This window comes from Tenacibaculum aquaeponti, from assembly GCF_057221555.1.
The window spans coordinates 1,979,642-1,993,741 of the sequence record NZ_CM170147.1; the positions used below are offsets into that span (position 1 = coordinate 1,979,642).

Consider the following 14,100-nt stretch of genomic DNA (forward strand, 5'->3'; position numbering starts at 1 on the left):
TCACATGAATACTTTAGAGGGTTTTAAAGAAGGAAAGGTTTTACTTATTGATAAACCTTTAGAATGGACGTCTTTTCAAGTGGTGAACAAACTTCGTTGGCACATTAGAAAACGTTTTGATATCAAAAAAATAAAAGTTGGGCATGCGGGAACACTAGATCCTTTGGCTACTGGTTTATTAATTATATGTACTGGTAAACAAACTAAAAGTATTGAAACATATCAAGGTCAGATAAAAGAATATACAGGAATCTTCGTTTTAGGAGCAACTACACCTAGTTACGACTTAGAAACTGAAATTGATAAAACTTTTCCTACAGAACATATTACACCTGATTTAATTCATAAAACTACTGAACAATTTTTAGGGAAGATTCAGCAAAAACCACCTATTTTTTCAGCAATTAAAAAAGATGGCAAGCGTTTATATGAGTTAGCCAGACAAGGAAAAACAACTGAAATTAAATCGAGAGAAGTAGAAATTACTGAATTTGAAATTACTAAAATTGATGGTTTAAATATCGACTTTAGAGTGGTTTGCAGTAAAGGAACCTACATTAGATCTTTAGCTCACGATTTTGGTATTGCTTTAAACTCAGGTGCTCATTTATCTGTTTTGCGTCGTACTAAAATTGGTGATTTTTCTGTAGATAATGCCCAAAATATAGATGGATTTATTGAAAGTTTAACGAACTAGTTTATTACAATCTATATTCTCATTTTCACATCGTAAACGATAACAGTTATTCATTTTAGTTTTTACTAAACTATTCTCAGGAAACAAGACTGAACTCTTTTTATAAAAGAACAAGGCATTTTTATAATGTCCATCATAATAGAATTCATCACCTTTTTTCAGGTATTTATTAAACTCATTTAATTTACGCTGATAATTCTTAGATGCAATATATTCTTTATAATTTCTGTTTTCTTGAATTAAATAATTTACTGTAAAACTTACAAAGGCAATTACGAAAAGAACAGCAATTATTCCTAAAACTTTTTCTTTCCAGGATTGTTTAGCCATTTCTTTTTTAAATAACTTCAATTCTTCATCAGATAATTTTACAAATTCTAATTCTCCTTCTTCAGATTTTAATCTTTTTTCTTTATCCCTAAACAAGCTTTTCTTTCGTAATAAATCTTTATTACTATTTAATAAAGGCTGTATACTTCCATATCCCCCCATAACTTTTACATTATAAGACGTAAATTTTATTTTTCGTTACATAGTGATTTCATGGAATAGTTATTGATAAGTAGAAGGAAACCAAAAACTATTATGCAAAAACTATTACTTAGTCTTTTATTTTTAAACTTTTACTTAGTAAGTGAAGCACAGATTAAAGAAAAGAAACCTTTTTTTATTGGAAACATTGGAACTACATTCGGAATTAATCAACAATTTAAATTAGGAGAAGATGGAAATGGTCCATTTATCACACCAAAATCTATTTTACTTAGAGCAGAAGTTGGTTATCAATTCGATCAACGTTGGTCTGGAAGTGTTAGTATGGGATACGATCATCATTTTAAATACGCTATTAACTCTATTCCGTATTTTGGGACACTACGATATAACTTTATTGCTAAAAGTAGCTCTGCGTACTTCGTAGATGCTAGTTTTGGTAGAATGTGGAGGCCTTCTGAAAGTTTCAGCAGCGGAAATTATTATAAAGTGGGATTAGGACTAATGAGTTTTAGTTCTAGTCGTTGGAATGGTTTAATTCGAATAGATTTCCATAGAAAGAAAATTGCAGAATTTAGGAATGGAAATTTAGATAGTATATCTTTAGGAATAGGATTTTCTTTCTTTTAAAGAATAAAAAAATGCGTATAGAAAACTAAACGCATTTTTTTATAGTAAGACTAATCTTATTTCTTTACGAAACGTAATGGTTTATATCCATCAACTTTTAATAGATAAACACCTCTAGCTAATTCATTCACCTGAATTTCTTCAGAAGAAATTTTAGCAGATCTTATTTCCGTTCCAATAATCGAATAGATTTTATATTTCTTATTGATTAAATCAACTGGTAAGATTAAACGTTCTGAAGCAGGATTAGGATATACTTTTAAAATTTTATCCTCAAAATCTTCAACATTTAAAACCTCTGATTTATACTCTATAACTGGTGATAATACTACTTGATTATTTTCCTTCCTAATCAATGTATTATTTTCCATTCTAGTAGAAGTTTCACTTATTACCATTTCTACTTGATACCTACCTGATTTGGTTGGTTTATAAGTTGCTTCATTTGCTCCTGGAATTCTAACATCATTATCTACATCTATCCATTGGTAAGAAGCTGCATTTTTATATAATGCTTCTAAAATTTCCAAAACTTGATTAACTGTATTATTGATTTCAATTTTGTCAATACGAACTGTTAGTGGATTAGAGATACAATCATTAGCATCTTTCACAAGAATTGTATAAGAACCATCTTCTAAATCTAAAAATCTATTTGATCTTTTAAATTCTCCTCCGTTAATACTATATTTATAAGGCTCTATTCCACCATCAGCCCCAACCTTTATTCTTCCGCTTGGAAACCTTCCTGTAGCTCTAATATCAACAGAACTGATAAATAAAGTTTCTGGCTCTTCAATATTAACAGGAATAACATTAACACAACCAGAATTATCTAAGACCGTTATCGAATAAGAACCTGGCATTAAACCTGTAAATGTATTTTCACTTTGAAATCTTCCTGGCTTAGAGCTGATTTCATAAGCATAACCACCTGTACCTCCTGTTGAATTCACAATAATACTTCCATCATCGGAACCGTTACAACTTACATTTTCTACTACCAAAGTAGTTTCTAATAATTCAGGTTCTAAAACAACTACATTGATAGATCTAGAAGTGTTTCCATTACTATCTGTAACTTCTACAGTGTAATCTCCAACTCCAACATCTGTAAATAAACCATTAGAACTATCTGCAACCACTGAAGAAGAAAAATCTAACAACACATAAGTATATGGAGGCACTCCTCCTGATACTGTCGTTTGAATTACTCCATTATTGTCACCATTACAAGTTACATCAGAACTTGTTAAAGTTATTACTATTGGAGTTACTTGAGGATCGACAGTTATAAATACTGTTGCTGTATCACAATAGTTTCCAGAAATATCACATACTGTATAAGTAAAGCTATCAGTCCCAGTAAAATCTGGATCTGAAATGTAAGTAAGAATATCATCAGTTAAATCACTTGGCGTACCCGAATCATTTACTTGCACTAAACCATTAGACGGAGTCGTAACAGTTAAAGTTCCTTCTGTTGGAATGTTTGTGTCATTTGAAAAAATATCTATATCTAAAGAAGTGTTAGATAGAGTATTTGCTATGTCATCAGCTAATAATATATTATTCGTATCATTTACTGTTAAAGATGTAATAGATACACATCCATTTATATCTCTAACTTCGATTATATAATCTCCAGGACTAACACCATTAAAAACATTACTAGTAATAAAACTACCTCCACTTAAACTGTATTCATAAGGAGGATTACCTCCTATTGCATTTACCGTTATTGTATCTCCATTCACATGGGCAGAAACACTTAAAGGAACTGCTGGACCGAAAATATTAACATCTGCTGTAGTTAAAGTACAAAACGGAAAATCATTCAATGTAACTTGTACTCTATAACTCCCTGAAGAAAGACCGTTTATAACTAAAGGGTTATTAGTTGCAACCGTAGAAACACCTATTGGATTTCCTCCTGTATCAAAAACTTCATAACTATAAGTTCCTGTATATAGATTAGCTCCCTCATCTTCAATTGTTAGAGTTAAAGAACCATTACTTTCCCCAAAACAAGCAGCTGGTGTAGAGTTAACTATACTTACAGTATAAGTTTCTGCATTTAAAACGTCGTGAGTTTGATTTAATTCACATCCTGTAACTGAATTTAATACTTTAATAGTATATGCACCAGGTATTAAACGTATATTACTATTAACACTTATATTATTCTGAACATCAGTAATTGTATCTACTACAGTACCTGTACTATTAATTATTTGTATTATCGCATTTGAAGCTCCTAAACTTGAAGTATATGATATACTTATTAACTCATCTGTAGTTATACAACTAACTGGATCAACTTGAGTAATCGCTACGTTAAGTAATTCATCAAAAGCATTAACAGTTACAGGAGCTGATAAAGCTTGACAATTATTACTATCTAAAACTTTAGCGTAAAAGTTACCACCGTTTACATCTAAAATATCAAACGAGTAAATACTTCCCGTATTAGTTCCGTTAACTTTTATATCATCACTTGAATCTGACGGTGTTCCATTATCATTAAATAATTCTAATGAAACATAAGATCCAGTACCTCCAACTATTAAACTAGTATCTAATGCAATGTTTGCATTATTAGTTACATTTCCTGAACTACAACCAAACTGAGTTACTGTTAAAGGAGGAATTATAATAGGAGATAATTCTGATACTACTAACGATAACAGAGATGTACAACCATTATTATCTGTAACTTGAACTTCATAATTACCTCCGCTTAAACCAGTAAACACATACGAATTATCATCACTTACCACTTCATTAACTCCTCCGTTATTACCTAGTGCATTAATAATTGTATATGTAAATGGAGCCTCTCCACTTGAAACGTTTATAGATATACTTCCATCTGTACCTGTACATGATGGATCATCACTTACAAATGCTGTAAAATCTAACGCCCCAGGAACAACATTAAATGTTTCTGAAAATGGCAAACAAGCAGATGGCGCACCAGTACCACTACCTTTAGTAACTTTATAAGTACCGAATGCATTTACTGTAATCGATTGTGAAGTTCCTATTACAGTTCCACTATTATCTTCCCATTGGTATGTAGCAAATCCAGACGCAGCAGTTAATGTCATTGAAGAAGTACATGATGTAACATCTTTTGTTATATCTGTACAGTTTGAAAGTTCAACTAAAAAACTTGTAGCTCCAACAATTCCTTTATTACAAGCATCTATACCAGAAAAACTAGGATCGTTTGAAATTTGAATTCCGCTATTAACTCCTGAATAACTAGAGAATGCTTGACTCTCAATTATATTTGAACAAGATGCAGTAAATCCACTACAATCGTTAGCCAACCGTGCATGAAAACGGATATTTTGTGAAGCACTACCCTCTTCAACTAAACTATCGTTCACAGTAAAAATTAATTCCCCTCTAGAATCATTGGCAATTGAAGGTTGTTCATATGTAAAAGTCACTCCTGCTGGTAAAATAATATCTGTAGGAATTAAATTTACATTTTTAGGAAGACGCTTACTAATTATTGTATTTGTTGCGTCATCATTCCCTATATTTTGAAATTGAAGGTTATACCAAAAATCAGTACCTAAACTTAATATTGAACCCGACAAATCATTACCTGCTCCATCATCTACGGTACCTACAACTCTAACATCTGGTTCAGAAGCCTCTACAGCAATTGCATTTAAAAACGGCCAATAAACATCTCCACTAGTAGTAAATCTTGCTTCTATTGAAGTTTGATTATTTGCTATAATAGTATTTCCTGGGTTATTAATTTCAAACAAATCTACGTCGAAACCTAATGTATTTTCACTTGACGGATTTCTATCAACCACGAAGTCACCATTTTGAGTAATAGAACTATTAAAAAAGTTATCTTCAGGGTTTGCCTGATTAATCATATTGGTATAAACACCATTACTCCCTCTTATTTGAAAACGATCTCCGATAAAAGATTGATCTCCTTCTAGTGTTGCTACTAAAGTTTTTACCTTAACAGGACCAGCTGGAACAGTTCTAATTCCAGAAAATAAAACATCAGCATCATTTGCTCCATTAACAGTAGAGAAACCATCAAATAACGAAATATTTTTTGTTGTTTGAGTTTCATTCTCATAAATCACAACTAAAACCCATCCGGCAGCTCCCCCTAAACCATTATTTAAATCAGCACCTATAGTTCCTCTTATATTAGCAGCAAAATAATCTCCATTTGGATCTGGCAAACTGCTCACTTCTGCAGTCATATCTTTATAACATACATATGGGCGTTGTGTAGCTATTCCACTATCATATATTACTTCATCGCTCGTAATATCTTGATAATCTTGGCCAGGCATTTTAAATTTTATATTTCTAAAATCGCCAGATCTTGGTTCTTCTCCTTCCCAAGTTTCATAAGGAAATACTGCAGACCAGTACAAACCAGCATAAACAACTCTAGAACAAGTTGGTACATTTAAAATCGAGCTAGAAGAAGAAAACGTTGTAGGATCATTATCTATATCTATATATTGAATATTGAGTTGTCCATTACTACCATTTCCATTAAAGGGATCGTTTGGTGAAAATGAACTATCTTCTCTATTCAGTATATTATTAGATACAAAAGTTACGTCTCCTTTTACAGTAATTCCATCAGCTGATAAACGCTGTGTAAAAGGCACATCTTGTGCTTTAAGATTTAATAAGGAGGTGAGAAAAATTGAAATTGAGAGTATTAGTTTTTTCATATAATTAATTTTATCACAAAAGTAAAATATTAATCATATGATTTACTCAATTTTAAAATAATTACATAAAAAAAGCGTAATTTTTATAATACTAATTTATAAAAATCGATTGTACCAACTTTCTGTAATTGGCACTTCCCAAAAGTTTTCAAAATCATATTTAGTTTGCACCAAATTATCAAAAACAATTGTCTTATCATTTACCGATTTATTCTTAAGTAATTTTTTAAATTCTTTTACTTCTTTATATTGTACGAATTCTCCTTGTTTAAAACTCACATTCATTTTATCAAGCAATTCTATTTCATAATCTCCTTGTAATTTTAAAATAAAAGCTACTTGTTCGTCTAAATGTTGATTATTAACAATTACTCCTTCTTCCGAAGAAAATACAATAAATCTATCATACTTAATACAGTATGATAATTTTGCATCCGTATTATTTAGCCAATTATTTAAAAAACTTTTAATATTTTCTTTTAAAGAGTCAATTTCTTGAGGGTAGAATTTTCTACTAGATGGATAAATCCAAATTTTGGCTTCTTCAGATAAAGTTTCAAACGGTACTATCATAGATTGCAAATATAAATAAAGCCTCATGAGAAACATCATGAGGCTTGAATATAAACTACTTTATTTAATTTTTTTAGTTTTTCAATAACGATAAAATATCTTCTTGTACATTAGTTCCTTTGTTCTTATTATACCAAACTTGCAAATCTTTTTTAATATCAGCATCTACTACGCCATGTTCTTTCTTATAATCTGCTATCATTTTTGTAGCTTCAGTTGGTCTTGGCCCCCAAGTAAACAAAACCTCTTTATCTTTATTTACTGCAATTAACTTCGGAATAGACCTTCCTCCATTTGTAAGAAACTTATCCATTAACTCTAAATTCTCGTCTCTTAAAACTAATTGAAGATCGATATTAGGGTTCTCTTCTGCCATTTTATTTAATACTGGAATGTTGTGAGCTGCATCTCCACACCATCCTTCAGTTAAAACAATCCAAGTTTGTTGCTCTTCAATATTTTTAATTTTAGCTAAAGTATCATCAGACAACTTTGATGTTTTATCAAGACGTTTCATACGTCTATCATTAAGAAAACTATAATTATATAGTGCTTCTGATTGATTTATTCCTGTTGATTTATTTTCAATCAATAAATCTGAAACTAAAGTTCTATACTCTAAATATGTTAATGCACTTTCAAGGCTCTTTTCTATAACTTCTTTCATATGTTAACCATTTTACAATGATTATGACGAATTCATTTTTACAAACTTACAAAGTCTTTAAAAGCTCATTATTTTTTGACTGAATATTAGTTAACATTTCTTTTGTCATTAACTCAATATCAAAAGAATGATTCCAACCCCAGTCTTTCCTTGCTTTATTATCATCTATAATTTGCGGCCAACTATCAGCAATTTCTTGCCTGAAATCTGGCTTGTAAGAAATTTTAAATTTAGGAATATGCTTTTGAATTTCTTCTGCAACTTCTTTTGGAGTAAAACTCATTGCTGCTAAATTATAAGAAGTTCTTGTTTTAATATTTTCCGCTGGAGCCTGCATAATTTGAATTGTAGCATTAATCGCATCCTCCATATACATCATTGGAAGTTTTGTTTCTTCACTTAAAAAACATTCGTATTTACCTTCCTCTTTTGCTTTAAAATAAATATCGACAGCATAGTCCGTTGTTCCTCCTCCTGGTTTTGTTTTCCAACTAATAATTCCTGGATATCGTAAACTTCTTACATCTACACCAAATTTATTATGATAATAATTACACCAATGCTCACCTGAAACCTTACTAATTCCGTAAACAGTTGATGGTTCCATAATTGTTTGTTGTGGTGTATTTACTTTAGGAGAAGTACTACCGAAAACAGCTATAGAACTTGGCCAGTAAACTTTTTGAATATACTTTTCTTTCGCTAATTCTAATACGTGTAAAAGTGATTGCATATTTAAATCCCAAGCTTTTAAAGGAATTTTTTCTCCTGTTGCAGATAACATTGCAGCCATTAAATACACTTGAGTTACTTCGTATTTTTTTATAACTTCCAGAATCCTATCCTTATCCATTGCATTAATAATTTCAAATGGACCAGAATTTAAAAACGCGGCATCTCCTTCTCTAATATCTGAAGCAATCACTTGCTCTCTCCCATAAATTTCACGTAATTTCTGGGTAAGTTCTGTACCTATTTGACCGCAGGCTCCAAGAATTAAAATAGTATCACTCATTTACAAAAATCTATTTTTTACGCTGTACAAAGTTAATGAATTTAAATATTCGTAATATTTAATTATTATTTTTTAACTATCGATAATTTCAAATTTTAAAAAACTGATAATTAAGCTTTAAGTTTAGTTTTAGAAAAAACGAATATAAAAAATGTATTTTTGGACAAAATTTACAAGAGTAATGTTTAAATATTCTAGTCTTTTTATTCTTTTAATTAGTATGTGTTTTTTCAATTGTAACCAAAAGAAAAAAAACACTGTCGAAAAAATAGTTACTTCTGATATGAGTACTGTTGTTAAGCATAAAAAAGTAACCAACCTTTCTGAATTAGCTAAAACAAAAATTCAGGATTGGACTGAATACAATGAACTTGATGAATTTTTAGGCAGATTTTCTTCTGTATCTCCTAATCAAGCCTTACAAATGGCTAACGAATTAAAAGGATTAGTTAAAAGTTTAAACGACAGTTTAAAAATTGAAACACTTAAAACAAATGCTTTAAAAGCTAGAACCAATGTTTTAGAAAATGAGATTTTGCGTTTAAACGACATGACTTTAATTCCTGCTATAAAAGCCAAAGAAGTAAACAATCAAATTGATAAAATCTTACTTATTTACAGCAGCTACAATGCTAAAGTGAACACCATTTACAGTAAAAAGGAATTTGATGAAGAAATTAATTTAGATGATTTCTTTAAATCTGAAGTTAAATTAACAAAGAAGAAAAAATGAAACCTCTACACTTATTTATAGTTTTTTCATGTTACATACTTATTAGTTGTAACCCTATAAAACAACAAAGTACAAGTTCTTTCAACAAAGAAACTATCAATATTTTTTTAGACAATTGGCACAAAGCTGCTTCTGAAGCAAACTTTGATAATTATTTTAATGCAATGGATAATATCTCCGTTTTCGTTGGCACTGATGCTAGTGAGGTATGGTCTAAAAAACAATTTCAAGATTTTAGTAAACCTTTTTTTGATAAAGGAAAAGCTTGGTCATTTAAAAAGATTCAACGTAATGTTTATACTGAAAACGATACTAATTTCATTTGGTTTGATGAAATTTTAGACACCTGGATGGGTGTTTGTCGTGGTTCTGGAGTACTTAAACAAATTAATGGAAAATTAGTTATAAAACATTATGTTCTTTCTGTAACTGTTCCTAATGAAGTTATTGATAAAGTTATTCCTTTAAAAAAGGAAAAAGAAGCAAAATATTTAAGGCATTAACCCATTCAACACTTCATTAATCAAACTAATTTCATATCCACGGTAATTCAAATAATCAAAAACTTTTTTTCTTTTCTTAAAAGAATTAGGTTCATTAATTGAAGAAATTTTTCTTTCAGCCAAACTATTTAGTTTCGAGAAGTATTCTTCTTCATCTATTTCCGAAAGTGCTTGTTTAATATTATAGGCTGAAATATCTCTTAATTTCAGCTCTCTTGTAATACGAACTTTTCCCCAGTTTTTAATTCTAAATTTTCCTCTAGCAAAACTTCTAGCAAAACGTTCTTCATTTAAAAAATTATGTTCTAAAAGATGTAGTAAAATAAGCCCTTTTGCTTCAGGTATTAAATGAAAACCTCTTAATTTCTCTTCCACTTCTTTATGACATCTATCTTGATACACACAAAATCTTTCAAGTTTTCTTTTTACCTCATCTACCGTTAGCACACTCTTTTTATTCATACCCCAAAAAAACAAAAAGAGTTAGTAACATACAACTACTAACTCTTTTAATACAAACATAAATTATCTCTTAATTTCCAATCTCAGCAATTTCATCAAATGATTCTTCTGTGATACTATTTCTGTTCTTGATCCACATTTTAAACTTTGTGATTAAGTAAAATAATATTGGAACAACAATTAATGTTAAGAAGGTAGCTACAATTAAACCGTAAATTACTGTCCATGCTAATGGCCCCCAGAAAATTACGTTGTCTCCTCCAACATAAATATGTGGATTTAACTCAGACACTAATGTGTAGAAATTAATATTTAACCCTGTAGCCAAAGGAATAAGGCCTAAAATTGTTGTAATTGCGGTTAATAATACTGGACGTAACCTTGCTTTTCCTCCTTTGATAATACTCTCTTTTAAATCTTCAATAGAAACAAATTCATCATCATTTAAACCTAAATCAACTTTCTTTCTATTTATTAACAACTCTGTATAATCGAGAAGTACCACTCCATTATTTACTACAATACCTGCTAAAGAAATAATCCCCATCATTGTCATCATAATTACAAACGATGAGCCTGAAATTACAATTCCTCCAAATACTCCTATTAAACTTAAGAATATAGCTAGCATGATAATTGCCGGCTTAGACACAGAATTGAACTGATAAATTAAGATTAAGAAAATTAAACCTAAACCTGAGAAGAACGCTCCCATTAAGAAAGCCATTTGTTTATTTTGCTCTTCGATTTGTCCTGTATAATCTACTTTAATTGTAGCAGGTAAACCTGTAAAGGTTTTCATTTCATTTTGAATCTTAGACACAATTGCTCCTGCATCTGTATATCCTGGTGCTAAAGCAGAATATACTGTAACAACTCTTTTACCTTGTTTGTGCTTAATTGCACTAAAACCTGATGTATTTTTTTGTGTTGCTAAAGCAGAAACAGGAATTGATTTTACTTGACCATTTGAAGGATCTCTGAATGTAATATTCTGATTAAAAATAGCACTTGTATTATATCTATTCTCTTCATTAAATCTTACATAAATATCATAATCTTCACCATCTTCTTTATAAACACCAGCTTTAGCTCCGAAGATAGAATTACGTAATTGCGTTCCTACCTGAGCTGCACTAACACCTAATTCTCCAGCTTTCTTTCTATCAACATCAACTAACATTGTTGGCTTAGATTTATTTACATCAATCTTAAGTTCAGCGATCCCAGGAATAGATTTGGTATTGATAAAATCACGCATTTTTTCAGCTACATTAATCAATTCAGCGTAATCTTTTCCTTCTAATTCAATATTAATCGGATAACCAGCAGGTGGACCAACAGGATCTTTTTCAACAGAAATTGACAACCCTGGGTACACTCCTTGTAACTCCTCTGTAATAGCTTTTTTTAACGCTTTACTATCTGCACCTTTTCTATATTTATACTCTCGCATCGAAGCCACAATCTTACCTCTATGAGGCATTTCTGCTGTAGAACCACCATCCGTTTGAGGGTTTCCTGATCCTGCTCCTACTTGAGTAATAGAACTCTCTACTAAGAAATTATACTCTCCATCTAAATACTCAGAAAAATTAATCATTTTAGTAACTCGTTCTTCTAAATCTTTCATTATTGCATTCGTTTTCTCAATATCTGTTCCTTGTGGATATTCTACATATACAATAACTTGATTTGGTGTATTATCTGGAAAAAACTCAACCTTAGTTCTTTTCTCCTGAACAGAGTTTCCAAACCCCATAAATGCTACAATAAGCATTACAAATGTGATAATTGTAATTACTTGCGGTTTCCATCCCTTTAAAGCACCTCTAATCATTCTTTCATAAAAACGCTCCCATTTTGGTAAAACACGAGATTGAAATCCGTTAGCAGCAGGACGCATAATATATCTATATATCCAGAAATTTGCAGCAGCGAATATTAATAAGGTTCCTAAAGGTTTTATCCCACCTCCAAAAAGAACTATTAATAAACCTAAAACCCCTAAAACAATTGTTAATCGAATAATTTTATGCAATGGCATATTCTTATCCTCAACATTCATAAACTGAGAAACTAGTACTGAATTAAAAAATATAGCTACAAATAAAGACGAACCTAATACTACACCTAAAGTCTTTGGAAAATAAACCATGAATTGTCCCATTACTCCAGGCCACATTCCTAAAGGAATAAATGCGGCAACTGTTGTAGCTGTAGAAATAATAATTGGCAAAGCGATTTCACCAATACCTTTTTTTGCTGCTTCTAGTCTAGACATTCCTTCTTCATCCATCAAACGGTACACATTTTCAACTAAAACAATTCCGTTATCTACTAACATTCCTAATCCCATAATTAATCCAAAAAGAATCATGGTATTCATTGTAAACCCCATCATGTTTAAGATCATTAATGACATAAACATTGACATTGGAATTGCAAATCCTACGAATAATGCATTTTTCAATCCTAAAAAGAACATTAATACAGTTACTACTAGAATAACTCCGAAAATGATATTATTTACTAAATCATCTACCTGACCAACTGTTTTAGAAGATTGATCGTTTGCTAAAGTTACTTTAAGTGTTTCTGGTAATACTTTAGTTTCTTGAGCTACTTTTACAATCTCTCTAATTTTATCAGTCGCTTCAACCATATTTTCTCCAGAACGCTTTTTAACATCTAGCATTACAACAGATTCTGCATTCTCACGAGCATAAGTTGTTTTGTCTTTATCTTTAAAAGAGACTGTTGCAATATCTTTTAAATAAATCGCACTTCCTCTTTCTGATTTTACCACGAAATCATCTAATTCTGAAGGTTTTTCTATTTCTCCTAGCACACGAATCGTTCTTCTTTGTCCACTAGAAATAATATTACCAGCAGAAATGGTAGCGTTTCCATTTCCGATAGCTTGAAGTACATCGTTAAAACTAACTTGAGCCGCCATCATTTTATAGATATCTACAGCAACTTCAACTTCTTTCTCTTCAGCTCCACGAATATCTGCCTTTTTTATTTCCTTTAAATCTTCTATTTCATCTTGAAGATATTCTGCATACTCCTTTAATTGTTCTACAGTAAAATCCCCTGAAATATTAATATTCAAAATTGGCGTTTCTTCAGCAATGTTTAATTCGAAAACGTTAGGTTCAACTTTTGCTCCGTTAAACGTTGGCCAGTCTTCACCTGAAACCTCTTCATCGATTTCATCTTTAACTTTTTGCTTCGCTTCTTCAACAGTAATTTGCTCGTTAAATTCGATGGTAATCATCGATACATTCTCTTGAGAAGTAGAGTTAATTTTAGTAACATTACTTACTGTTTTTAACTTCTCTTCTAAAGGATCAGTAATTAATTTCTCTATGTCTTCTGCTGTATTTCCTGGAAAAACAGAGCTTACATAAATTTTGGTTTCTTTAATCTCAGGGAAATTTTCTCTTGGCATGTTAATAAATGCCGAGATACCTGAGAACAATATAATTACCATTAATACATAAATAGTAGTTTTATTGTTTATTGCCCAAGAAGATAAACCAAACTCTTTATCTACTTTTTTTTGTTGTTCAGTCATCAGAATATT

General features: G+C 30.7%; 11 protein-coding genes. 4 read left to right on the forward strand and 7 right to left on the reverse strand.

The window, feature by feature from the left end; translation table 11 throughout:
- The first annotated feature begins 4 nt into the window (after window positions 1-4).
- Window positions 5-697, forward strand: a complete 693-nt coding sequence (gene truB / locus AC2TEO_RS08730; protein ID WP_442267735.1) for a tRNA pseudouridine(55) synthase TruB — start codon at window positions 5-7, stop codon at window positions 695-697.
- Here truB and AC2TEO_RS08735 read toward each other — a convergent pair.
- The gene (locus tag AC2TEO_RS08735; RefSeq protein ID WP_442267736.1) at window positions 686-1,189 is read right to left on the reverse strand and encodes a hypothetical protein; all 504 of its coding nucleotides are present in this window, start codon (window positions 1,187-1,189) and stop codon (window positions 686-688) included. The genes truB and AC2TEO_RS08735 overlap by 12 nt on opposite strands.
- Window positions 1,190-1,282: 93 nt before the next feature.
- Here AC2TEO_RS08735 and AC2TEO_RS08740 point away from each other — a divergent pair, with 93 nt between their 5' ends.
- Window positions 1,283-1,819, forward strand: coding sequence for an Ntn hydrolase family protein (locus tag AC2TEO_RS08740; protein ID WP_442264451.1), 537 nt, complete (start codon window positions 1,283-1,285; stop codon window positions 1,817-1,819).
- A 56-nt stretch (window positions 1,820-1,875) separates the two neighbouring features.
- Here AC2TEO_RS08740 and AC2TEO_RS08745 read toward each other — a convergent pair whose 3' ends face one another.
- The 4 genes from AC2TEO_RS08745 to AC2TEO_RS08760 form a co-directional block, all read right to left on the reverse strand.
- A complete protein-coding gene (locus tag AC2TEO_RS08745; RefSeq protein WP_442264452.1) occupies window positions 1,876-6,555 on the reverse strand; it encodes a T9SS type A sorting domain-containing protein in 4,680 nt (1,559 codons plus the stop codon).
- 96 nt (window positions 6,556-6,651) lie between these two features.
- Window positions 6,652-7,128, reverse strand: a complete 477-nt coding sequence (locus AC2TEO_RS08750) for an ABC transporter ATPase (RefSeq protein ID WP_442264453.1) — start codon at window positions 7,126-7,128, stop codon at window positions 6,652-6,654.
- Window positions 7,129-7,201: 73 nt separating this feature from the next.
- The gene (locus AC2TEO_RS08755) at window positions 7,202-7,795 is read right to left on the reverse strand and encodes a thioredoxin family protein (RefSeq protein WP_442264454.1); all 594 of its coding nucleotides are present in this window, start codon (window positions 7,793-7,795) and stop codon (window positions 7,202-7,204) included.
- 46 nt (window positions 7,796-7,841) lie between these two features.
- Entirely contained in the window at window positions 7,842-8,810 is a 969-nt protein-coding gene (locus AC2TEO_RS08760; protein ID WP_442264455.1) for an L-threonine 3-dehydrogenase, SDR-type, read from the reverse strand.
- A 283-nt stretch (window positions 8,811-9,093) separates the two neighbouring features.
- Here AC2TEO_RS08760 and AC2TEO_RS08765 point away from each other — a divergent pair, with 283 nt between their 5' ends.
- Window positions 9,094-9,543 (forward strand): hypothetical protein, encoded by a 450-nt coding sequence (locus AC2TEO_RS08765; RefSeq protein WP_442264456.1) that lies wholly within the window; start codon window positions 9,094-9,096, stop codon window positions 9,541-9,543.
- Window positions 9,540-10,046 (forward strand): nuclear transport factor 2 family protein, encoded by a 507-nt coding sequence (locus AC2TEO_RS08770; protein WP_442264457.1) that lies wholly within the window; start codon window positions 9,540-9,542, stop codon window positions 10,044-10,046. Before AC2TEO_RS08765 ends, AC2TEO_RS08770 begins: the two co-directional genes overlap by 4 nt.
- Here AC2TEO_RS08770 and AC2TEO_RS08775 read toward each other — a convergent pair.
- On the reverse strand, window positions 10,035-10,508 hold the full coding sequence (locus AC2TEO_RS08775; protein ID WP_442264458.1) for a regulatory protein RecX: 474 nt from the start codon (window positions 10,506-10,508) through the stop codon (window positions 10,035-10,037). The two genes, AC2TEO_RS08770 and AC2TEO_RS08775, sit on opposite strands and share 12 nt — an antisense overlap.
- A 70-nt stretch (window positions 10,509-10,578) precedes the next feature.
- Window positions 10,579-14,091: an efflux RND transporter permease subunit gene (locus AC2TEO_RS08780; RefSeq protein ID WP_442264459.1), complete on the reverse strand. Its 3,513-nt coding sequence runs from the start codon at window positions 14,089-14,091 to the stop codon at window positions 10,579-10,581.
- Window positions 14,092-14,100: the final 9 nt, after the last annotated feature.